We start from the raw sequence: 22,324 nt of genomic DNA, 5'->3' as shown, positions 1-22,324 counted from the left end.
TCCTTCGCGCTGCCGTTGGGTGCCGAAAACGACCACGGACACGATCACGGTGACACCGGTTCGGCCCATCACACGGATGCCGACCGCGGCCGCGCCGCGACGGAGGGGACCGAGCAGGGCAATGCGCTTGCCCACGCGCGGCATCCGGTCGCCCTGGCCGGCACGGTTGTCGCAGGAGTGATAGCCAGTGCCGTCGTGGTCGGCGCGCTCGCCCTGCCACCCTCGTCGCTGTCGCCGCAGTTCGCCTCGACGAGCGCCTCGACCACGCCGGTGCTGTTCGGCGGCCGGGATGTCGTCACCCTGGCATCCACGGGCGATACGGCGACCTTCGGGGTGGGCGAGTGGGCGACGGTGTTCGCGACGGCGACAGACCCGGCATCCTTCGACGGCGACGCCGTCACTCTGACCGGTTTCGTCTCCCCGGGCGATGCCGGGGCCGGCTTCCTGCTGTCGCGGTTCGTCATCACCCACTGCGTCATCGACGCGCAACTGGCCGCGGTGCCGATCGCGTGGGGCGGCACGGCAGCGCCCGAGGGCGAGTGGGCTACCGTGACGGGCACGGTGCGCTCGGACTCCGACGGGCGGCTGCACATCGCTGCCGACTCGGTCGAGACCGTACCCGAGCCCGAGGACCCGTATGAGTACTGACGCGGGCCGTCGGCGCGACTCGGCTGCGCCGTCGCGCCGACAGCGAGCTGCCCGTCGACGACTGCGGGGATTCGTCCTCGGCTTCGTCGGGGTCGCTGCGGCCATCGGGCTCGTCGGCGCGCTCGGAGCCGCGGCCACCGTTCTCATGGGGCCGCGAGTGACCGCGGTGCAGGTCGACCCGTCAGCTGCCATCGCGGCATCCGGGTCCCGGCTCATCGTGACGACCTCGCAGTCGCTCGCCGACGTCGACCCGACCTCTGTCACGGTGACCCCCGCAACACCGTTCGACATCGACACCTCGGGTCGCAGCATCGGGGTGCGCTTCACGGTTCCGCTCGATGCCGACACCGAGTACACCGTCACGATCGACGGGGTGACCGGAGTGTCGGAAGGTCCGTCATCCACGATCACCGAGACGTTCACCACCCCGCCGAGCGAGGTGTTCCTGCTGCAGCGCGGGACTGTCGATGGCGACACGATCTTCCGCACCGACCTCACCGGTGAAGCCGCCGTAGCCGTGTTCGCCCACCCGCGCATCGAGGACTACCGTGCGACCCGCGATCACCTTGTCGTGCTCGTCGATGAAGACGGCGAAAGCGCGCTGATCGTGACCGACCTCGACGGGCAGAACCCGGTCGAACTGACACTGCCGGGCAGTGGATATATCGCTGATCTGCAGATCGCTGACCGGGGCGATCGGATTGGATACCTGTTCACCTCGTCGACGGTCGGGACGGGTTCGGGTGACGAATCGGCGCTGTACACGGCATCGCTCGACACCCCGACCGCCGAGCCCGCGAAGGTCGTCGTCGCGGGCGCCGACGAGCGCGTCGCGCAATGGTCGTTCGTGCCCGACACCGACAGTGTGTTGCTGGTCGCCTTCGACGGAAACCTGTTGCTGACCGACCCCGAGGGCTCGGCTCCGACCGCTCTCGGTACGGCGCTCGCGATCGATGGCATAGCTCCGGGAACCGCTCAGGCGATCGTCGAGCGCATCGATGGGCTCGTTGTACTCGACCTCCTGACCGGCGAGGAGACGCCGCTGGATGTCGGCACCGACCCGGCGGTGATCGGCAGCGTCATGCCGCTCCCGCGCGGGGGGACCCTGCGCACGACGTTCCCGATCGCCGATAGCGGGCTGCCGACCGGTGCGACATCCGTCGTCCTGGTCGATGACACCGGGGCGTCGAGGAGGTGTTCTCGGCGCCGGATACCGACGCTGTCCTGCAGACCTGCGTGTCGCCGAGCGGTCAGTATGCGGCGATGCTCGTGGCGCCGGACCTGGCATCCAACCCCTACGACACCTACCAACTGCCCCTTCCTGCGACCGTCGAGACGCACATCGTCGAACTGCCGCGGGACGAGACTTCGGAAGCTCGCGAACTCGTGGCGCTCGCTGGCTCGTCGATCTCGTGGTGCCGACAGTCGGTGTCGTGGCGGTGACGGTTCCCGACGGTCTGCGTCCGGCAACGCGCGACGACCTCTCAGCCCTGCCGGTGGAAGTCGCACCGACACTCCTCGGAGCCCATCTGGTCGTCGAGGCCGGCGGTGAGCGCGTCGTCGCCCGACTCACCGAGGTCGAGGCCTACCACGGTGCCGGGACTGGCGATGTTCCCGACCCCGGCTCTCACGCGCGGTCGGGCCGAAGCCCGCGTAATGCCACGATGTGGGGCGAACCGGGTCACCTCTACGTCTACCTCAGCCACGGCATCCACGCCTGCGTGAACATCGTGTGCGCACCCGAGGGCGTGGCCGGTGGAGTGCTGCTGCGCGCGGGCGAGATCATCGACGGCATCGACGTGGCGACGGCGCGTCGATCCCGTAGCGGGAGGGCCCCCGCGGGACGTGATCTCGCACGTGGACCGGGCCGGCTCGGTCAGGCGCTCGGGCTCACCTCGACAGCGCACGACGGCATCGACGCGATCACCGGAGTGCCGCAGGCGGGCGCGATCGCCACTCTGATGCTGCGTGAGGCTCCTGTCACCTTGGTGGCACGCGGTCCGCGCGTCGGCGTCGCAGGGGTCGCTGGAACGGATGCCTTCCCCTGGCGCTTCTGGATCCCCGGCGACCCGACGGTCTCGGCGTTTCGTTGGGGACGTGGTGCTGGACCTGAGGCTTTCGGCACCCGCACAGCCGAACGCGCCCCGGAGGCGTGAGCTTCCGGGGCGCGTCAGGGATGAGATCAGCTGGCCTGCAGCGACTCCTCGAGTGCGGCATCCGCGGCCTTGAGGATTCCCGCGGCCACCTCGAGTCCCTCGATGCGGCCGAGCTCGGTGTCTTCGTGCTCGATGTTGACGTAGATGTCGGGGTCGACCTCGTGCAGCGCGCGGAGGAACTCCGTCCAGAAGGCGACGTCGTGACCCTTTCCGAGAGCGACGAAGTCCCACGCAGAGTTCTTCGGCCACTCGTTGGCCCACTCGTCGCCACCGAGGTTGACACGCGGTTCCTCCGGCGACAGCTTGCGGAAGCTGTTGTCGAGCACACCGTAGAGCGCGGCGTTCTCGGTGTTGATGCGTACGTCCTTCGCAGCAGCCTGGAAGACGAGTGGACCGAGGTGGCGCACGACGGCGACCGGGTCCATCTGCTGCCAGAACAGGTGGGAGGCATCGAGCTCGACGCCGACGTGGGTCGCCCCGGTCAGTTCGACGAGCTTGAACACATCAGCGGAGTTGAACACGATGTTCTGGGGGTGCAGCTCGAGCGCCACCTTCACATCGTGGTCGGCGGCCAGTCGGTCGGTCTCGCGCCAGTAATCCGCAGCGATCTGCCACTGGTAGTCGAGGACCTCCAACGCGGCGGAGTTCCAGGCGTTGACGATCCAGTTCGGGCGCGTCGCGCCGGGCTCCCCACCGGGAAGGCCCGACATGGTCACGACGCGGTGCTGGCCGAGGCGATTCGCGAGACGGATGGCGCGCCGGACGTCCTCGCCGTGCTTGTCGCCGATGACGGGGTTCGGATGCAGCGGGTTGCCGTTGCAGTTCAGGCCGGCGATGCCGACTCCGGTTCCCTCGAACAGTCCGAGGAAGTCGTCCCGGGCAGCATCGCTGACGAGGATGTCGTCCATCGTGGGGACGTGTGTGGCGGGGAGGAACCCGCCGGTGTTGATCTCGAGGCCGGTCAGCCCCAGATCGGCGACGACCTTGATCGCCTCGGGGAGGGAGCGGTCGTGCAGGATCGCGTTGTAGATGCCGAGTCGCATGGTGGGTGTGTCCTTTCTCAGATTCCGACCGGGACGGTCGCGCCGCCCTGGGCTGCGGACTGCGCGACGGCGTCGAGCAGGAGCATGTTGCGAAGTCCGTCGGCGAAGTCCGCATTGCGCGGCAGCGACTCCGACTCGGGGATGCCGGCGACCTCTTCGAGGAAGGCTCGGGCCTGGAAGATGAATCCGTCGTTCTGGCCGATGCCGACGCCCGGAGCATCCATGGGCAGGCCGCCGCGCCAATACGGGTGCGCGGGACCGAGCACGACCGTGCGGTAACCGGAGGTTCCGGGGTCTTCGTCGGGCGTGAAGATCTCGATCTGGCCCGGGTTGCGGAAGTCGAACCGGGCGGCGCCCTTCTCGCAGAAGACCTCGAAGCTGAGCGAGTTGGGGTGACCGGCCGCGACGCGCGAGACCTGGAGGTTTCCGGTGGCGCCGTTCTCGAACTGCGCCGAGAACGTTGCCACATCGTCGTTCTCGACGGTGTCGCGCTCCTCGCTGACGGCGCCGCCCTCATGGCCGACGACCGTGCCGAGTGGCTTCGGTCGCGTCGGGAACACCGTGCTGAGCGTTCCGCCGCGCACGGACGTGATGTCGGCGCCGACGGCGAACTCCGTCAGATAAGACAGGTGGCTCCCGATGTCGGCGAGCGCGCCGGACCCGTTCGGGCCCTTGTAGCGCCAGCTGATCGGGCCTTCGGGGTCGCAGCCGTAGTCGGCCCAGTAGCTGGCGCTGATGTTCAGCGGGCGACCCAGACGTCCCGACTGCACGAGGCGGCGGATGGACGCGATGCCCGGCGAACGACGGAAGGTGAGGCCGATGCGTCCCAGAGCCGAGGCTTTCTCGGCCGCCGCGACCATGGCGCGGGCATCCTCGATCGTGTCCGACAGGGGCTTCTCGCACAGCACGTGCTTGCCGGCGGCCAGCAGTGCCTCGACGATCTCCCGGTGGAGACGGTTGGCGACGACCACCGACACGACGTCGATGTCGTCCGCCTCGACGATCGCCTCCCAGGAGGTGTCGAACCGTTCGTATCCGAACCGCGCGGCCGTCGACTCTGCCAGCGGTGCGTAGACATCCGCGATGGAGACCAGCCGGACAGGGGGAAGGACGCTGTCGTACAGCGTGGGTGCGGTCCGGTAGGCGGCGGCGTGAGCCTTTCCTGCCATCCCGGCGCCGATGACGGCGACGCCGATGCTCATGGGTTCTCCAGGGTTGTCAGAACCGGCGTCCTCACGGCGCCGGTGCGGTGAGAAAGCCCCAGGCGGAGCATCCCAGGACGACTATAGAATTGACCGAATGTACTGTCAAAGGTGTTTTTGCTGACGACCCTTCAGGAGATGTCGACGACGGCTCCCCGGGCGGCGCTCTCCCGCGCGGCATCCAGCACCGCGAGTACGGCGATCCCCTCTTCCGCGGGGACGGGCCCGCGTCCTCCGTCGCCGACCGCCGCTGCGAACCCGTCGTAGTAGGCCGTGTAGTCGCCTTGAGCCGAAGGTACGAGCGTGTCGCCTGCGCGCGTGCGCAGGGTCCCCCATCGTTCGGGCGACTCGAATCCCCAGGTGTCCCGTGAACCCGCCGGTCGCGCTCCGGCCAGGATGGCGTCCACCTGCACGTCGGTGTACTCCGAGACGTACGACCCCTCGGTGCCATGCAGTCGGATCTCACGAGAGGTGAGTCGGTCGAGCTTGGAGGACGAGATGTGCGAGTGGCATCCACTCGCGTGCTCGATCGTGAGGGCGAAGCCGCAGTCTGTCGCGCCCGCCGGCAACTCGACGACATCGAGGATCGCGTGAACGCGACGGGCCGGTCCGCACAGGTACAGAGCCTGATCGACGACGTGGCTGCCGAGATCGCGGAGCAGTCCTCCGCCCTCGCCGGCCTCGAGAGTGCTCGGGTCGTCTTGGTCGCACCGCAGATCCAGCCGGCGGAGATCGCCGAGGATGCCGGAGTCGAGGACACCCCTCGCGGTGACGATGTCGGCGTCGAGTCGCCGGTTGTGGAAGACGTTCAGAAGCAGCCCGGCGGCATCCGCCGCGTCGGCGAGTTCGCGCGCTGCGGCGGCGCTGGGGGCGAACGGCTTATCGGCGACGACGTGCATCCCCAGGCCGAGAGCCTCGAGCACGAGCGCCTGGCGAGTGGTCGGGGGTGTCGAGATCACGACGGCATCCACGCCCGCGTCGGCCAGGTCTTCGAGCGATGAGAAGACCGGCACATCGGGCAGATCCTCATGGACTTGCGCGATCCGTTCGGAGGAGCGTGCGACGACGCCGACGAGCTCGCACTGGTCGGATGCCTGCAGGTAGGGAGCGTGGAACAGTCGCCCGCCGACGCCGTAGCCGACGAGGCCGATGCGGATCGCCATGGGGGTCCTTCCGAGGAGGGGTGTGCCGGATCATCACAACGAGTAGCGAGATTGACAGAACAATTGCCCGCGGTCAACCCTGACGGGGTGCGATCGCGGCGTGGCCGGCGTCCCGGGGGAGCCGCCACGCTCCCCACAGCGGAACGAGCAGCAAGGCCGCGGTCGCCGCGAGCGCAAAGCGGTAGGCCCAGACGTCGTCGACTCCGAGGGCGGCTGAGGCGACGGCGCCGCCGTGGACCAGCAGCGCGGCCCAGGCGACTCCGAGCACCGTCGCCACCTGCTGCAGAGTGGACGAGAGGGTGTTGGCCGCGGCCAGGCGCTCGGGTGGCACGTCGGTGAACTGGATGGTGGCGTACGCGGTGAAACCCGACGAGCGGAACACCCCGCTCATCGTGAGAAGGATGACGATCACGACGATGGAGGTTCCCGCGTCGACCCCCGCCAGACCGATCAGCGCGAGGGCGCCGAGCGCCACGGACCACGTGAGCAGGCGCCGGAAGCCCCACCGCCGGATGAGCCGCGTCGTGAAGGGCTTGATCCCCACGTTCCCGGCGAAGATCGCGGCGACGGCCAATCCCGCAGCCCAGGCCTCCCAGCCGAAGGCGAGCTGATACTGCAGGGTGACGATGAGGGGAACGGCCGTGATCGTCATCCGGTAGACCGCCCCGCTGAGGTTGGCCACTCGGAAGGTCGCCGACCTCATCAGGGTCCAATCCAGCAGGGCGCCTGCGCGCGCCGCAGTCGAGCGGACCGCGTAGGCCCCGGCCGTGATGCCGATCGCGAGGGCAGCGAGCGCGACGCCGAGCGGAGCCGCCCGGGTGGCGATGCCCTCGGCGCCGAGGGTGATCAGCACGAGAGCGGCGCCGATCCAGGCGAATCCCCACCAGTCGAAGCGCGTGCGGGAAGCATCATCCGCACTGCGTGGCACGACCTTCAGGCCGATGAGGATCGCCGCGACGCCGAGCGGGATGTTCAGCAGGAAGATCCAGCGCCACCCGACCGTATCGGTCAGGACCCCGCCGATCGCCGGGGCGATCACGGGAGCGATCAGGCCGGGCCAGGTCAGGTAGGCCACGGCTTCGAGCAGTTCGGCGGGGCGTGCCGTTCGCAGCACCGCGGTGCGGCCGACCGGGATCATGAGCGCGCCGCCGAAGCCCTGCACGATGCGCCACGTTGTGAGGGCGATGAGGTCGCCCGACAGTGCACATCCGAGCGAGCCGATGGTGAAGATCGCGACCGCAAGGAGGAACACCACTCGGACGCCGAGTCTGTCGCCCAGCCAGCCGGTCGCCGGGAGGGCTATTGCGACCACCAGGAGGTATGCGACGATCGTCACACTTGCTCCGACGGCAGTGACGCCGAGCTCGGATGCGATGGCCGGCAGGGCCGTCTGAAGGATCGTGGCATCGATGCTCTCCATGAAGAACGCCCCGGCCGCGAGCAGCGCCAGACCGCGGGAAAAGCGGGTCGGCGGGATCACAGACGCTCCTTCCGGAAAGTAACGATAAGGTAACGGAACAGACAAGCGGTTGTCCGTATGTACGGACATATTGCACGATGACGGTGATCAAAGCCGATCCGCCGCGACGTTCGCGGCTCAACAATGAAGGGAGTCGCGGGATGAAGTCCTCGCTGCTCACATCCGTCGCCGCTCACCCGAAGCGCCGCGGCAAGGCCCTGGCCGCGCTCGCCGCGGTGGGGATCGCAACCCTCACCCTCGCCGGCTGCACCGGTGGCGGCTCGAACCCTGACCCGACAGACACCACCAACGGTGGTGGGGGCGCCGACGGCATCTCCGTCGTCGTCATGGGCGGCGCAACGGACGACCCGTTCTGGTCGACGGTGAAGAACGGTGGCGAGGCCGCCGCGAAGGCCGTCGAGGCTGCAGGTGGCTCCGTCACCTTCCTTGCGATGCCCAACTACGAGAACTTCAACGCTGACGCGGCGAAGCTCGTGCAGAACATCCTCTCCCTGAACCCCAGCGCGGCGGTCATCCCCGACTGGGTGCCCGACGCACAGAACGACGCGATCAAGGCGATCACCGCCAAGGGCATCCCGGTGTTCCTCTACAACACCGGCATCGACCAGGTCGAGGCTGTCGGAGCTGAGGGCTACATCGGCTCGGACGACTACGAGTCGGGCAAGCTCGCCGGTGAGACCTTCGCCGAGGCCGGAGCAAAGCACGCGGTGTGTGTCAACACGCTTCCCGGGACCACCAACGCCGACGCCCGTTGCCAGGGTGTCGAGGACGGTGCCACCCCCGGCGGCACGAAGTACACGCAGCTCGCACTGCCGACCTCGCAGTTCGGTGACCCGACCGCGGTGGCCCAGGCCATCAAGGGCGCCCTGCTCGAGGACCCGACGATCGACGCGATCTTCACGCCCGGTCAGGCCGACACCAACGCGGCCGCAAGCGGCATCGACCAGGCCGGCCTCACCGGCAAGGTGTTCCTCGGCGGTCAGAACTTCGACGCCGAGTCGCTCAAGCGCATCTCGGACGGCACGCAGTTGTTCGCGATCGACCAGCAGGGCTACTCGCAGGGCTTCTACGGTGTCTCGGCAGCCTTCCAGCTGGCCGCCTACGGCATCCAGCTCGCGGTCGACCCGTTCCTGACCGGTCCGGCGCTCATCGACGAGAGCAACGTCGCGACGGCCGAGAAGGGCGTCGAGCTCGGCGTTCGCTGACCCACATGGGGTGGCGCGGGGAACACTCTTCGCGCCACCCCATCTCCACTCCGGGAGCAATCCCGGGCACGCACGACACAGAAAGCGCGTTACATGTCCACCAAAGCTCCCGAAGGAAGCCCTCGCACTCGCGCGGCCGTGTCGCCGGCGACATCGGCTGCGCCGGTGATCGGCGTCAAGTCGCAGCGATCCTTCTCTGATCTCGTTCGTCGCCCCGAGACGGGCGCACTGTTCGGTACGGTGCTCGTCTTCGTCTTCTTCGCCATCTTCGGTGGCGAGACCTTCTTGAGCTCCGGCGGGTTCGCCAGTTGGCTGAATGTCGGTGCGGAACTCGCCCTGGTCGCGCTCCCGGTCGCTCTCCTCATGATCTCCGGCGAGTTCGACCTGTCGGTCGGATCCGTCGTCGCTGCGAGTTCCGTGACCCTCGCGATCGTCTCGGGGACATTCGGCCTCCCCCAGATCGTCGGGATTCTCGCAGCGCTGGCCGTCGGCGCTCTCGTCGGGTTTGTCAATGGCATCCTGGTCGCTCGCACCAACGTTCCTTCGTTCATCGTCACTCTGGCCATGCAGTTCGCGCTCGCGGGCTTGACTCTCGGCCTCGCGCGGGTGATCTCGGGAAGCACGAGCATCCCGCTCACGCCGGATCCCTTCTTCAAGGCCATCTTCGGAACCTTGATCAATGGACAGTTCGAAGTCGCGATCTTCTGGGCGATCGGTGCAGCACTGGTTGTGGCATGGATCCTCCAGATGAGCAAGTACGGCAACTGGATCTTCGCCATCGGTGGCGACGCCGTGAGCGCTCGCGCCGCCGGTATCCCCGTCCCCCGAGTCAAGGTCTCCCTCTTCATGGCCACGAGCATCGGTGCGGCCCTGGTCGGCATCATCCAGACCATGCTCTACAACGGTGCCGCGACGGGCGCGGGCGTCTCGTTCCTGTTCAACTCGATCATCGCTGTCGTCGTCGGTGGCGTGCTCCTCACCGGCGGCTACGGCTCGGTGGTCGGCGTGGTCTTCGGAACGATGACATTCGCGATCGTGAACCAGGGCATCTACTACACCGGCTGGAACTCGGACTGGGCCTCGCTCATCCTCGGCATCCTGCTCCTGGCCGCCGTGCTCATGAACAACACCTTCCGTCGACTCGCGCTTTCGGGTGGAGCGACCAAGACAAAGAAGAAGGGAGCCTGACATGACCACGCCGCTTCTCAAGCTCGCACAGGTCTCCAAGCAGTTCGGCGGCAACTATGCCCTGACGGACATCTCGATCGAGGTCAACCCCGGCGAAGTGCTCTGCCTGCTCGGCGACAACGGTGCCGGAAAGTCGACCCTGATCAAGACCTTGTCAGGTGTGCACAAGCCCTCGTCCGGAACCGTCGAAGTCGAGGGGGTGCCGACCGTCTTCGAAAGCCCGAAGGACGCATCCGCGCTCGGTATCGCCACGGTGCACCAATACGGGGGAACCTTCCCCCTGATGTCCATCTCGCGGAACTTCTTCGTCGGTCAGGAGCCGACCAAGGGCCCGTGGCCGTTCAAGTACTTCGACCGCAAGAAGGCGGGCGAGATCACCGTCACCGAGATGCAGAAGCTGGGCATCACGCGCGTGACCGACGGCGACCGCCTCGCGGGCAGCCTTTCGGGTGGTGAGCGCCAGTCTCTGGCCATCGCCCGCGCCGTGTACTTCGGTGCGCGGGTCCTCATCCTCGATGAGCCAACCTCGGCCCTGGGTGTCAAGCAGTCCACCCACGTGCTGCGTCTGATCATGCATGCGCGAGCGCAGGGTATCGCGGTCGTGTTCGTCACGCACAACGTCACTCACGCGATGGCCGTGGGAGATCGTTTCGCGGTGCTCATCCACGGGAAGAAGGCCGACGACTTCCGCAAGGGCGAGCGCACGCGCGAGCAGATCACCGACCTCATGGCCGGTGGCGAGGCCATGGCCGAACTCGAGGCTGAGCTGGCCGAACTGACCGGCCCCATCCGCACCAAGTAAGCGGCCGAAAGAGGGGCGGGGATGCGCTGCCGCGCTCCCGCCCCTCTTTCCTTCCCGGACACACTCCCCTATAATGTTCATATGACAGGACAAAGTCCTTCACGAGAGAGAAGAGCGAGCAATGGCGACGACGCCCGATAGCCGCTACGACGTCGTGACGATCGGGCGGATCGGCATCGATGTCTACCCGCTGCAAGACGGAGTGGGACTCGAGGATGTCGAGACCTTCGGCAAGTACCTCGGTGGCAGCGCGACCAATGTCGCGATCGCCGCGGCCCGCCACGGACTGCGGACGGCGGTGATCACGGCGACCGGGGACGACCCGTTCGGACGTTTCGCACACCGCGAGCTCACGCGGCTCGGGGTCGACGACCGGTTCGTGGCGACCGTGCCGGACCTGAACACCCCGGTCACGTTCTGCGAGATCTTTCCGCCTGACAACTTCCCGCTCTACTTCTACCGGACGCCGATCGCGCCGGACCTGGTGCTCACCAACGACAACCTCGACCTTGACGCGATCAGCCGCGCAAGAGTGTTCTGGGCGACCGTCACGGGCCTGTCCAAAGACCCCAGCCGCACGGCGCACCACACTGCCTGGGAGGCGCGGGGTCGGGCGCCGCTGACGATCCTCGACCTCGACTACCGGCCGATGTTCTGGCCGTCGGCCGAGGCCGCGACGCGCGAAGTCGAGAAGGCGCTCTGCAAGGTCACCGTCGCCGTCGGCAACCGGGAGGAGTGCGAGGTCGCCGTCGGCGAGAGCGACCCGCACCGCGCAGCCGACGCCCTCCTCGAACGAGGCGTCGAGCTGGCCGTCGTCAAGCAGGGCCCGCGGGGCGTGCTGGCGAAGACCCGATCCGAGAGCGTCGAGGTGGAGCCTTATCCCGTCGAGGTGATCAACGGTCTCGGCGCCGGCGACGGCTTCGGCGGAGCGCTGTGCTACGGCCTCCTCCAAAACTGGCCGCTCAAGCGCGTGATCCGCTTCGCGAACATCGCGGGCGCGATCGTCGCCACCCGGCGCGAGTGCTCCACGGCGATGCCGACCTCCGATGAAGTCGAAGCAGTTCTCGCGGAGGTATCGCATGTCTCTGTCTGAAACCCTCGATACTCTGCCCGCAGAGGCGCTCGATCGCCTCCGCAGCATCCGCCATTCGCAGCCGGCGACGATCCCGACGCTGATGGCCGAACGGTCCCGCCGTCGGCTCGTGACCGGCGACGGGCGGCTGTTCATCATCGCCGCCGACCACCCCGCCCGCGGCGCGCTCGGGGTGGGACGAAACGGCATGGCCATGGCCAACCGCTACGACCTGCTGCGCCGCCTCGCCATCGCCCTCTCCCGTCCCGGTGTGGACGGTGTGCTCGGTACCCCGGACATCATCGAGGACCTCGCGATCCTCGGACTGCTCGAGGGCAAGGTCGCGGTCGGATCGATGAACCGGGGCGGCCTGCGCGGGGCCGTGTTCGAGATGGACGACCGGTACACGGGGTACGACGTGGATTCGATGCGCGCCGCAGGGCTGGATGCTGCGAAGCTCCTCGTCCGCATCAACCTGAAGGACCCCGGGACGGCCAACACGCTGGAGGAGACCGCGCGTGCGGTCACCGCAGCCGCACGGGCCGAGCTGCCGATCATGCTCGAACCGTTCATGAGCGAGTGGGACGGCGACCGGATCGTCAACGATCTGTCCACCGAAGCGGTCATCACTTCGGTGGCGATCGCGTCCGGCCTGGGCGGCACGTCGGCCTACAGCTGGCTCAAGCTCCCCGTTGTGGCGGAGATGGAGCGCGTGATGGAAGCCGCCACCCTCCCCACCCTGCTCCTCGGCGGAGACAATGGCGGCGAACCTCACGAGACGTTCGCCGCGTGGTCGCGTGCCCTCGCCCTGCCGGGGGTGCACGGACTCGTCGTCGGACGTACCTTGCTCTACCCGGCCGATGGCGACGTGACCGCCGCGGTCGATGCCGCAGCCGCACTGGTCCACGGCAACTGATCAGACCTCGACAAGCGAAGGAATCATCATGACCAACGTTACAGAAGCCCCGGCTGCAGACGCATCCGCGGGCACTCTGCCCGTGCTCTCGCACTGGATCGACGGTGCGATCCGCGAATCGCACAGTGGGCGCACCGCCCCCGTGTTCAACCCGGCGACCGGCCGCGAGAGTGCTCGCGTCGCGCTGGCCGACCAGGCCGAGATCGACGAGGCGATCGCCTCCGCGCAGCGCGGTTTCGAGCTGTGGAGCTCGTACTCGATCGCCAAGCGCCAGACCGTGCTGTTCGCGTTCCGTGAGCTGCTGAACGCCCGCAAGACCGAGCTGGCCGCCATCATCACCGCGGAGCACGGCAAGGTGCTCTCGGACGCGATGGGCGAGATCCTGCGCGGTCAGGAAGTCGTCGAACTCGCCACGGGCTTCCCCCACCTGATCAAGGGCGCCTATTCCGAGAACGCGTCCACAGGCATCGACGTCTACTCGCTCAAGCAGCCCCTGGGCGTCGTCGGGATCATCTCGCCGTTCAACTTCCCCGCGATGGTGCCGATGTGGTTCTTCCCCATCGCGATCGCCGCCGGCAACTCGGTGGTCGTCAAGCCCAGCGAGAAGGACCCCTCCGCATCGCTGTGGCTTGCGCAGCTGTGGAAGGAAGCCGGGCTCCCCGACGGCGTCTTCACCGTCCTGCAGGGTGACAAGCTCGCCGTCGACGGGCTCTTGAACAGCCCGGTGGTGCAGTCGATCTCGTTCGTCGGCTCGACCCCGATCGCTCAGTACATCTACGAGACCGCCGCACGCAACGGCAAGCGGGTGCAGGCTCTGGGTGGGGCGAAGAACCACATGCTCGTGCTTCCGGATGCCGACCTCGACCTGGTGGCCGACCAGGCCATCAACGCCGGGTACGGCGCCGCCGGTGAGCGCTGCATGGCGATCTCGGTCGTGCTCGCCGTGGAGCCGATCGCCGATGAGCTCATCGAGAAGATCGCCGAGCGGATCGGGCGCCTGCGCATCGGCAACGGTGCCGGCGGTGCGAACGGCGAGCCGGACATGGGTCCCCTCATCACCGGTGTGCACCGTGACAAGGTCTCCTCGTATGTCGACATCGCCGAGGCCGACGGCGCGACGATCGTCGTCGACGGTCGCGGATTCACGGTCGACGGTCACGAGGACGGCTTCTGGTTCGGTCCGACCCTGATCGACAAGATCCCCACGACCTCGCGTGCCTACCAGGAGGAGATCTTCGGGCCCGTGCTCGAGATCGTCCGGGTGGAGAGCTACCAGGAGGGCGTCGAACTCATCAACTCCGGCGCGTTCGGCAACGGAACTGCGATCTTTACCAACGACGGAGGTGCCGCACGCCGGTTCCAGAACGAGGTCCAGGTGGGAATGATCGGCATCAACGTCCCGATCCCCGTCCCCGTGGCCTACCACTCGTTCGGCGGGTGGAAGGCGTCTCTGTTCGGCGACGCGAAGGCCTACGGAGTTCACGGATTCGACTTCTTCACGCGTGAGAAGGCGATCACGAGCCGCTGGCTGGACCCGGCGACCCACGGCGGCATCAACCTCGGGTTCCCGCAGAACAACTGACCGACCGGACGCCGCGGCCCGCTGACAGACCGGGCTGCGGCGTCCCTCTTCGAGAAGGCACGATGATGAGCGCCACCGACCAGCGCTGGTTCCACCGGCGGGGACAGCTCGCCCGCGACGGCTGGGAGAGCGTCGTCGACAGATCCACCCCGGGGTGGGCGCACACCGGGCTGCGTGTGGCCGAGCTGGCGGACGGAGTCGAACTCGCGCTGACCGAGCTCGACGTCGAGCGCATCGTGGTTCCGCTGTCGGGGTCGTTCGAGGTCACGCACCGCGATGACGAGGGCTCGACGACGACGACCCTTGCTGGCCGCGCGTCGGTGTTCGACGGCCCCACCGACGTGCTCTACCTCGGCGCCGGAACGAGCGGATCCCTCCGGGGCCAGGGGCGGGTGGCGATCGCGACCTCGCCGACCGCCGAGCGGCGCCCCACGCGCTACATCCCGGCATCCGACACCCCGGTCGAGCTCCGCGGCGCCGGAGCATCGAGCCGGCAGGTGCACAACTTCGGTACCCCGCAGGCACTGGATGCCGCGCGCCTGATCGTCTGCGAGGTCATCACCCCCGCCGACAACTGGTCGTCCTATCCGCCGCACAAGCACGACGAGCACGACCCGGGTCACGAGTCGCGCCTCGAGGAGATCTACTACTTCGAAACGGCGCCGACCCGCGGCAGCGTGGTCGCGGCCCCCACGGATGCCTCCTTCGGCCTGTTCAGTACGTACTCCTCACCCGCGGGGGACATCGACATCAATGCGATGGTGCGAACCGGCGATGTCGCCCTCGTCCCCTACGGCTACCACGGGCCGGCCGTTGCGGCCCCCGGCTACGACCTCTACTACCTCAATGTGATGGCCGGGCCCGATGAGGAACGGATCTGGCTCATCAGCGACGACCCCGCGCACGCGTGGGTCCGGGACACCTGGGAGACCCAGGGCGTCGATGCCCGACTTCCCTACACCACCGACTCGAAGGAGCAGCACTGATGGGTGCCACACGACGGATGACGGTCAGCCAGGCGCTCGTCGAGTTCCTGGGCCACCAGTGGACGGTCGACGGCGACATCCGCGAGCGGACGATCCCCGGAATGTTCGGGATCTTCGGCCACGGCAACGTGGCGGGAATCGGCCAGGCGCTCAAGCAGGCCAACGTCGAGCAGCCCGACCTCATGCCCTACTACCAGGCGCGCAACGAGCAGGCCATGGTCCACCAGTCCGTGGGCTATGCCCGCATGCATCGGCGCCGCGGCACGTTCGCCTCTGCCGCATCTGTGGGTCCCGGCGCGACCAACCTCCTCACCGGTGCGGCCCTGGCGACGACCAACCGACTTCCCGCGCTGCTGTTGCCCAGCGACACCTTCGCAACGCGCGTCGCCGACCCCGTCCTCCAGCAGCTGGAGCAGCCCTGGGACATCGGTCTGACCGTGAACGATGCGTTCCGACCCCTGTCCAAGTTCTTCGACCGGGTGCAGCGTCCGGAGCAGCTCTTCTCCATCGCCTTCAACGCGATGCGCGTTCTGACCGACCCGGCGGAGACCGGTGCCGTGACCATCGCCCTTCCCGAGGACGTCCAGGCCGAGGCCATGGACGTTCCCGTGGAATTCCTGCAGGACCGCGAATGGCACATCCGTCGCCCCCTGCCCGAGCGCGCGGCCCTCGCTCGCGCGGTCGCGGCGATCAGAGCGGCGCGCAAGCCCTTCATCGTCGCGGGCGGCGGCGTGCTCTACTCGAGCGCCGAGGACCAGCTGCGAGAGCTCGTCGAGTCGACCGGGATTCCCGTGGGCACCTCGCAGGCCGGCGGCGGAGTGCTGGACTGGGACCACCCGCAGTACCTCGGCGGCGTCGGCGCGACCGGCACGCTCGCGGCCAACAGGCTGGCGGCCGAAGCCGACGTCATCATCGGCATCGGGACCCGGTACAGCGACTTCACGACCGCATCGCGCACCGCGTTCCAGAACCCGGACGTCGTGTTCGTGAACATCAATGTCGCCTCCTTCGATGCCTACAAGCACGGCTCACAGCTGCCGGTGATCGCGGATGCTCGCGAAGCGCTCGCCGAGCTGATCATCGAACTCGAAGGTTTCGAGGTCTCCGCGGACTACGCACAGACCATCGCTGCGCACAAGGCGCAGTGGGATGCGCTCGTCGACGACGCATTCGCCCCCTCGGGGTTGGCGCTGCCGGGCCAGCCGGAGATCATCGGCACCGTGCAGGCAGCGAGTGCTCCCGAAGACGTCATCGTCCAGGCCGCTGGATCTCTCCCGGGGGATCTGCACAAGCTCTGGCGTGTGCGCGATCCGCTGGGATATCACGTCGAATACGCGTACTCCTGCATGGGCTACGAGATCGCCGGCGGCCTGGGGGCCAAGCGCGGCCTGCTCGCCGACGGTGACGACCGCGACGTGATCGTCATGGTCGGTGACGGCTCGTATCTCATGCTCAGCACCGAGCTGGTCACTGCCGTCGCAGAGGGCATCAAGCTCATCGTCGTGCTCATCCAGAACCACGGATACGCCTCGATCGGTCATCTGTCGGAGACCGTCGGGTCGGAGCGCTTCGGAACCTGGTACCGCACCTACGACGAGACTGCCCGCAATTTCCAGGGCGACCAGATCCTCCCTGTCGATCTCGCCATGAACGCGCGCAGCTACGGGCTCGATGTCATCGAGATCGAGCCCGGTCCGTCGGCGATCGACGACCTTGCGGCCGCGATGGCGACGGCGAAGGCATCCGACCGGTCGACCTTCATCCACATCAACAGCGATCCCCTCATCTACGCGCCCGACGGCGCCGGCTGGTGGGACGTTCCGGTCCCCGAGGTCTCGACGCTGGCCGCCACGCAGTCGGCGCGCGCCGAGTACCTCGAGCAGCAGGCGCACCAGAAGCCGCTCCTCGGCTGAGGCGGACCCAACCCCAGAAAGAAGAACAACGATGAGCGACCTTCGAATCGGAGTCGTCGGCGCCGGCCTCATGGGCGCGGACCACATCCAGCGCATCTCCACGCGCATCAGCGGTGCCGTGGTCTCCGCGGTCATCGAGCCGGACACCGCTCGGGCCGTGGCTGCGACAGCGGACGCACCCGGCAGCGCCGCCTTCGCCTCGATCGAGGACGCGATCGCGCAAGACGCGGTGGATGCCGTCCTGGTGGCGACTCCTGGACGCTTCCACGAGGCAGTCCTGGTGCCGGCGCTCGAGGCCGGGTTGCCGATCCTCTGTGAGAAGCCGCTGACTCCGGACTCGCAATCGGCGCGACGGGTGATGGACCTGGAGCAGACGCTGGACCGCCCCCACATCCAGGTGGGGTTCATGCGACGCTTCGACGCCGAGTACGGTGCCCTGCGCGACCTGATCGCCTCGCGGGACTCCGGTGAGCTTCTGATGCTGCGTTGTGTGCACCGCAACCCCGCGGTGCCCGACTCGTATACGCAGCAGATGCTGATCAACGACTCCGTCGTCCACGAGTTCGACATCGTGCCGTGGCTTGCGGGCAGTCCTGTCGTGTCGGTCGAGGTCAAGTACCCGCGGCGCAACTCGCTGACCCCGGCCCACCTCCGCGAGCCCATCCTCGTGCTCATGGAGCTCGAGAACGGCATCCTGGTGGATGTCGAGATGAACGTGAGCACGCAGTTCGGCTACCAGGTCGGCACCGAAGCCGTCTTCGAGGCCGGGCTCGCGCGGATCGGTCAACCATCGGGTCTCCAGCGTTGGAAGGACGGGGAGTTCCGCATCGGCGATCACACCTCCTTCGCCACGCGTTTCGCGCCCGCGTATGACCGTCAGCTCCAGCAGTGGGTCGATGCGATCCACGACGGTGTGCTTGTCGACGGGCCCAACGCGTGGGACGGCTACCGCGTCGCACTGGCGTGCGAGGCCGGAGTGCAGGCACTCGACGGCGGCATCATCACCGTTCCCAACGACCCCCGTCCGGCCTTCTACGCCTGACTCCCAAAGACGAGAGACACAGAGACGAGAGATACATGGTCCGCATCGCGCTCGACCCCACGCCCTACCATCACGATTTCGGTCTGCTCGAGTTCCCCGAGGTCGCAGCTCGACTCGGCTACGAGTTCCTACAGCTCACTCCGCATGTCGACTTCACACCGTTCTTCCGGTACCCCAAGGCCGATGACGCGCTGGTGGCGAAGCTGAAGAAGGCTGCCTCCGACGCCGGGGTGGCGATTCCCGCCATCCTCCCCGTGCAGCGGATCTCGTGGCCGGACGAGCCGCAGCGCGAGGCCGCGGTCCGCAACTTCCGACGCATGATCCAGCTCGCCGTGGAGCTGGAGATCCCCGTGATCAACACGGAGTTCTCCGGCCGGCCCGAGCGCTCGGAGGAGTCGGAGGCCGCCTTCTACCGGTCGATGGAGGAGCTCCTTCCGGTCATCGAGTCAGAGGGTCTGCGTCTGAACGTCGATCCCCACCCGGACGACTTCGTCGAGGACGGCCTCGAGGCCTGGCGTGTGCTGCGCGGGCTCAACTCGTCGGCCGTCGGGTTCGTGTATGTGGCGTCCCACACCTTCCACTACGGCGATCGCGCCGCGACTCTCCTTCCCGAGATCGGCGACCGGCTGGGCGCTGTGTACACGGCGGACACCTTCGACCACACCCGCTCGCACGGCCTGCGCTACATCTCGAACCCGCCCGGCAACGCGGCCCGCGTGCATCAGCACCTGGCCATCGGGGACGGAGACGTCGACTGGACCGAGCTGTTCGACACCCTTCGGGCGATCGGCTATCTCGATCGTGAGGACGCGCTCATCGTGTCCAACGTCTTCGCCGAGGACGAGCGCGCCGACGAGGTGTCGGCCTTCCAGCTGGCAAAGCTGCGCGAACTCATCGGCTGATCCGCGACGTATCCACAGCAGAGGCGGTCCGTGCGTGTGCGCGGGCCGCTTCGGTCCGTGCGGGCCCTGGTTCTCAGCGATCGACGAGGGTGATCTCGAATGAGTAGAGATCGGGGGAGTAGCAGTGCTCGCCGTGCTCGACGGCGCGGCCGGAGCTGTCGAAGGCCGTCCGTGCCATCGTCAGGAGGGCGCCGTGACGGGGCACCTGCAGAAGCTCGCTCTCCTTGGCCGTCGCGGCTCGTGCGCCGATGCGCTGCTTGGCCACACGGATCGTGACACCCCGAGTGCGCAAGAGCTGATACAGACCGTGCTTCTCCAGGTCCTCGGCCGTGATGTCACTGAAATCGCGCGGGAGGGTGTTGTCCATGACGGCCAGCGGCACACCGTCGGCAAGCCGAAGCCGCGTCACGTGCAGGACGCGGTCGCCGACCGGCACCCCGAGCACGGCGGCGAGCTGTTCGTCCGCTTCGCCGAGCTCATAGCGGATGAGCCGCGTCAGCGGCTTCTGCCCGCTGCGGGCAAGATCTTCGTAGAGGCTCGTCAACTCGACGTTGCGGGTGACCTGCCCGTGCACGACCTGCGTCCCGATGCCCCGGCGACGAACGAGCAGTCCTTTGTCGACGAGCTCCTGGATGGCGCGGCGCATGGTCGGCCGAGAGAGTCCGAACCGCTGACCGAGAGAGATCTCGTTCTCCAGACGCGCCCCGGCGGGCAACGTTCCGTCGGAGATCGCCGCCTCAAGCTTGGTGGCAATCTGGAAGTACAGCGGGATCGGACTGGATCGATCGAGATCGAGGAAGAAGTCCTGGGGAAGCGGATGCTCGGCCTGGGGCATGGACACTCCGGATCAACGCTGACATCAGTTTGTCTGCACAACTGTACACGAGGGCCGATTTGTCAGCAGGTGTCTGGTTATCTGGGTCTTCCTCCAGGCATCCTGAACGACTAACATCGGTATGTCCTTACATTCCGACCTTTGGGAGGGCACGATGACCGTGACCACCGACAACCTGCCACTTCGCGCTGCAACGGAGCAGTTCGTCACCGTGCTGTGGAACGACTCCGCCGATCCTCGCGAGCTCGAGCAGTCGATCGATTTCGGCGCCGTCGGGGCGACGTGCAACCCGGTGATCGCGCTCGCCGCAGTCAAAGCGGACCTTCCCAAGTGGGCTCCCCGCATCGCCGAGCTTGCGCGCGAGTACCCGACGGCATCCGAGTCGGAGCTGGGGTGGAAGGTCGTCGAGGAGCTGTCGATCCACGCGGCCGCACTCTTGAAGCCGGCGTTCGATGCCAGCGGGGGTCGCAACGGCCGCCTGTCGATCCAGACCGACCCTCGCCTCCACCGAGACGCGGACGCCCTGGTCGCTCAGGCCGTCCACTTCAGCTCGCTCGCCGAGAACATCATCGTCAAGATCCCGGCGACCTCCGTGGGCCTGCGGGCGATCGAGGAGGCGACCTATCGAGGCGTGAGCATCAACGTCACCGTGTCCTTCACGGTGCCGCAGGCAGTCGCCGCTGCAGAGGCGATCGAACGCGGACTCGACCGTCGCGCAGCCGAGGGTCTGCCCGAGCGCGAGTTCGGTTCTGTCGTCACGATCATGGGTGGACGCCTGGATGACTGGCTCAAGGCCTGGACCCAGAAGAACCGGATCCTCGTGGATCCCGGATACCTCGAGTGGGCCGGCGTCGCAGCGCTCAAGAAGACGTATGCGGTCTTCCAGGAGCGCGGGTTCCGGTCGCGGGTCCTCTCGGCGGCATTCCGCAACCACATGCATTGGTCCGAGCTGCAGGGCGGCGATCTCGTCGTTTCGCCGCCGTTCGACTGGCAGGCCCGGATCAACGAGAACGGGATCTATGCGGAGGACCGCATCTCGGTTCCGGTCGACCCTCAGATCATCGAAACCCTCATCGCTCAGGTGCCCGAGTTCGTCCGCGCCTACGAGGTCGATGGGATGACCCCGGAGGAGTTCGACACGTTCGGGGCGACGGTGCGCACACTGCGGCAGTTCCTGGACGCCGACGAGCAGCTCGACCACATCGTGCGCGACATCCTTCTGCCGCCGGTCTGACCTGCACGTCGATCACGCCGTCCCCGACCCCGCGCCGACGGGCTGGGGGCAGCGCCGTGCTAAACTGAATCTTTGTCTGCGCGCACTCCAGCACGCAGTTCGCGTTTCGTCTCCCTTCGTTCGCTCAACGACCGGTGTTCCGGGCGGTGTCGACGTATGGAACGAGATGCAGACAAGGGATCTTGGGTGGCACCGTCCGGTGTCACGGTACAGAAGGAGACATCACCATGGCTGCAGTGTGCCAGGTGACTGGAGCGGTTCCCGGCTTCGGTCACAACATCTCGCACTCGCACCGCCGGACGAAGCGCCGCTTCGACCCGAACGTGCAGAAGAAGACCTACTACGTGCCCTCGCTCGGTCGTAAGGTCACCCTGAACGTGTCCGCCAAGGGCATCAAGGTGATCGACGCGCGCGGCATCGAGTCGGTTGTGAAGGACCTCATCGCGAAGGGTGTGAAGCTCTAATGGCGAAGAAGGCTCAGGACGTTCGTCCGATCATCAAGCTGCGCTCGACCGCCGGCACGGGGTACACCTACGTGACGCGCAAGAACCGCCGCAACAACCCTGACCGCATCGTTCTCAAGAAGTACGACCCGGTCATCCGCAAGCACGTCGAATTCCGAGAGGAGCGCTGATCCATGGCTAAGAAGAGCAAGATCGCGCGCAACAAGCAGCGCCAGGAGGTCGTGGACCGCTACGCCGCCAAGCGCCTCGAGCTCAAGAAGCAGCTCGTGGACCCGAACGCGACCGACGAGCAGCGCGAAGCCGCTCGCGTCGGCCTGCAGAAGCTTCCCCGCAACGCGTCGCCGGTGCGTCTGCGCAGCCGTGACGCGATCGACGGTCGCCCCCGCGGCGTGCTGACCAAGTTCGGCATCTCGCGTGTGCGTTTCCGCGACATGGCCCACCGTGGCGAGCTGCCCGGTGTGACCAAATCGAGCTGGTAAGCCAGCCCGCGA

22 protein-coding genes are annotated in these 22,324 nt (G+C 67.4%); 17 read left to right on the top strand and 5 right to left on the bottom strand.

Annotated features, from left to right (window positions below):
• From B3587_RS09870 to B3587_RS09860, 3 genes are all read left to right on the top strand, one after another.
• On the top strand, positions 1–648 hold a 648-nt coding region (locus B3587_RS09870; RefSeq protein WP_292728220.1), incomplete at its 5' end, for a TIGR03943 family putative permease subunit.
• Positions 638–2,200, top strand: a complete 1,563-nt coding sequence (locus B3587_RS09865; RefSeq protein ID WP_292728219.1) for an Ig-like domain-containing protein — start codon at positions 638–640, stop codon at positions 2,198–2,200. The genes B3587_RS09870 and B3587_RS09865, both read left to right, overlap by 11 nt.
• Positions 2,145–2,804 (top strand): DNA-3-methyladenine glycosylase, encoded by a 660-nt coding sequence (locus B3587_RS09860; RefSeq protein WP_414683133.1) that lies wholly within the window; start codon positions 2,145–2,147, stop codon positions 2,802–2,804. Before B3587_RS09865 ends, B3587_RS09860 begins: the two co-directional genes overlap by 56 nt.
• A gap of 26 nt (positions 2,805–2,830) precedes the next feature.
• On the opposite strand, the gene B3587_RS09855 is transcribed toward B3587_RS09860, so the two are convergent.
• The 4 genes from B3587_RS09855 to B3587_RS09840 form a co-directional block, all read right to left on the bottom strand.
• Positions 2,831–3,847: a sugar phosphate isomerase/epimerase family protein gene (locus B3587_RS09855; protein ID WP_292728217.1), complete on the bottom strand. Its 1,017-nt coding sequence runs from the start codon at positions 3,845–3,847 to the stop codon at positions 2,831–2,833.
• 17 nt (positions 3,848–3,864) lie between these two features.
• On the bottom strand, positions 3,865–5,049 hold the full coding sequence (locus B3587_RS09850; protein WP_292728215.1) for a Gfo/Idh/MocA family protein: 1,185 nt from the start codon (positions 5,047–5,049) through the stop codon (positions 3,865–3,867).
• Positions 5,050–5,180: 131 nt separating this feature from the next.
• Positions 5,181–6,212, bottom strand: coding sequence for a Gfo/Idh/MocA family oxidoreductase (locus B3587_RS09845; protein WP_348681115.1), 1,032 nt, complete (start codon positions 6,210–6,212; stop codon positions 5,181–5,183).
• A 73-nt stretch (positions 6,213–6,285) separates the two neighbouring features.
• Positions 6,286–7,692, bottom strand: coding sequence for an MFS transporter (locus B3587_RS09840; RefSeq protein ID WP_292728213.1), 1,407 nt, complete (start codon positions 7,690–7,692; stop codon positions 6,286–6,288).
• Positions 7,693–7,832: 140 nt separating this feature from the next.
• On the opposite strand from B3587_RS09840, the gene B3587_RS09835 reads away from it, so the two are divergent.
• The 10 genes from B3587_RS09835 to B3587_RS09790 all read left to right on the top strand — a co-directional run bounded on the left by B3587_RS09835 (position 7,833) and on the right by B3587_RS09790 (position 19,300).
• Entirely contained in the window at positions 7,833–8,897 is a 1,065-nt protein-coding gene (locus B3587_RS09835; RefSeq protein WP_292728211.1) for a substrate-binding domain-containing protein, read from the top strand.
• Between the two features lie 93 nt (positions 8,898–8,990).
• On the top strand, positions 8,991–10,085 hold the full coding sequence (locus B3587_RS09830) for an ABC transporter permease (protein WP_292728210.1): 1,095 nt from the start codon (positions 8,991–8,993) through the stop codon (positions 10,083–10,085).
• Position 10,086: 1 nt separating this feature from the next.
• Entirely contained in the window at positions 10,087–10,887 is an 801-nt protein-coding gene (locus tag B3587_RS09825; protein ID WP_292728209.1) for an ATP-binding cassette domain-containing protein, read from the top strand.
• Positions 10,888–11,008: 121 nt separating this feature from the next.
• Positions 11,009–11,980: a 5-dehydro-2-deoxygluconokinase gene (gene iolC / locus B3587_RS09820; protein ID WP_292728208.1), complete on the top strand. Its 972-nt coding sequence runs from the start codon at positions 11,009–11,011 to the stop codon at positions 11,978–11,980.
• A complete protein-coding gene (locus B3587_RS09815; RefSeq protein WP_414683132.1) occupies positions 11,967–12,875 on the top strand; it encodes a Cgl0159 family (beta/alpha)8-fold protein in 909 nt (302 codons plus the stop codon). The genes iolC and B3587_RS09815 overlap by 14 nt, the downstream gene beginning before the upstream one ends.
• Positions 12,876–12,903: 28 nt before the next feature.
• A complete protein-coding gene (locus B3587_RS09810; RefSeq protein ID WP_292728207.1) occupies positions 12,904–14,457 on the top strand; it encodes a CoA-acylating methylmalonate-semialdehyde dehydrogenase in 1,554 nt (517 codons plus the stop codon).
• A gap of 65 nt (positions 14,458–14,522) precedes the next feature.
• Complete coding sequence (iolB, locus tag B3587_RS09805; protein WP_292728226.1) at positions 14,523–15,443, top strand: 5-deoxy-glucuronate isomerase; 921 nt, start codon at positions 14,523–14,525, stop codon at positions 15,441–15,443.
• Positions 15,443–17,356: a 3D-(3,5/4)-trihydroxycyclohexane-1,2-dione acylhydrolase (decyclizing) gene (gene iolD, locus B3587_RS09800; RefSeq protein ID WP_292728206.1), complete on the top strand. Its 1,914-nt coding sequence runs from the start codon at positions 15,443–15,445 to the stop codon at positions 17,354–17,356. Before iolB ends, iolD begins: the two co-directional genes overlap by 1 nt.
• 31 nt (positions 17,357–17,387) lie before the next feature.
• Positions 17,388–18,398, top strand: a complete 1,011-nt coding sequence (locus tag B3587_RS09795) for a Gfo/Idh/MocA family protein (protein WP_292728204.1) — start codon at positions 17,388–17,390, stop codon at positions 18,396–18,398.
• A 35-nt stretch (positions 18,399–18,433) separates the two neighbouring features.
• Complete coding sequence (locus B3587_RS09790) at positions 18,434–19,300, top strand: sugar phosphate isomerase/epimerase family protein (protein WP_292728202.1); 867 nt, start codon at positions 18,434–18,436, stop codon at positions 19,298–19,300.
• 73 nt (positions 19,301–19,373) lie between these two features.
• Here B3587_RS09790 and B3587_RS09785 read toward each other — a convergent pair whose 3' ends face one another.
• On the bottom strand, positions 19,374–20,135 hold the full coding sequence (locus tag B3587_RS09785; RefSeq protein ID WP_292728200.1) for a GntR family transcriptional regulator: 762 nt from the start codon (positions 20,133–20,135) through the stop codon (positions 19,374–19,376).
• Positions 20,136–20,289: 154 nt separating this feature from the next.
• Here B3587_RS09785 and B3587_RS09780 point away from each other — a divergent pair, with 154 nt between their 5' ends.
• The 4 genes from B3587_RS09780 to rpsN all read left to right on the top strand — a co-directional run bounded on the left by B3587_RS09780 (position 20,290) and on the right by rpsN (position 22,312).
• Complete coding sequence (locus B3587_RS09780; protein ID WP_292728198.1) at positions 20,290–21,369, top strand: transaldolase family protein; 1,080 nt, start codon at positions 20,290–20,292, stop codon at positions 21,367–21,369.
• A 227-nt stretch (positions 21,370–21,596) separates the two neighbouring features.
• Positions 21,597–21,833: a 50S ribosomal protein L28 gene (gene rpmB, locus B3587_RS09775; RefSeq protein ID WP_228179498.1), complete on the top strand. Its 237-nt coding sequence runs from the start codon at positions 21,597–21,599 to the stop codon at positions 21,831–21,833.
• Positions 21,833–22,003 carry a 50S ribosomal protein L33 gene (rpmG, locus tag B3587_RS09770; RefSeq protein WP_005051772.1) on the top strand — a complete coding sequence of 57 codons (171 nt, stop codon included), beginning with the start codon at positions 21,833–21,835 and terminating at the stop codon, positions 22,001–22,003. Before rpmB ends, rpmG begins: the two co-directional genes overlap by 1 nt.
• A gap of 3 nt (positions 22,004–22,006) precedes the next feature.
• Positions 22,007–22,312, top strand: coding sequence for a 30S ribosomal protein S14 (gene rpsN / locus B3587_RS09765; protein WP_228179499.1), 306 nt, complete (start codon positions 22,007–22,009; stop codon positions 22,310–22,312).
• Positions 22,313–22,324 lie beyond the last annotated feature (12 nt).

The sequence above is a fragment of the Microbacterium sp. UBA837 genome (assembly GCF_002296025.1).
Lineage (GTDB): Bacteria > Actinomycetota > Actinomycetes > Actinomycetales > Microbacteriaceae > Microbacterium.
The sequence above is the reverse complement of the archived record's forward strand: the minus strand, read 5'-3'. Positions and strand labels throughout refer to the sequence as shown.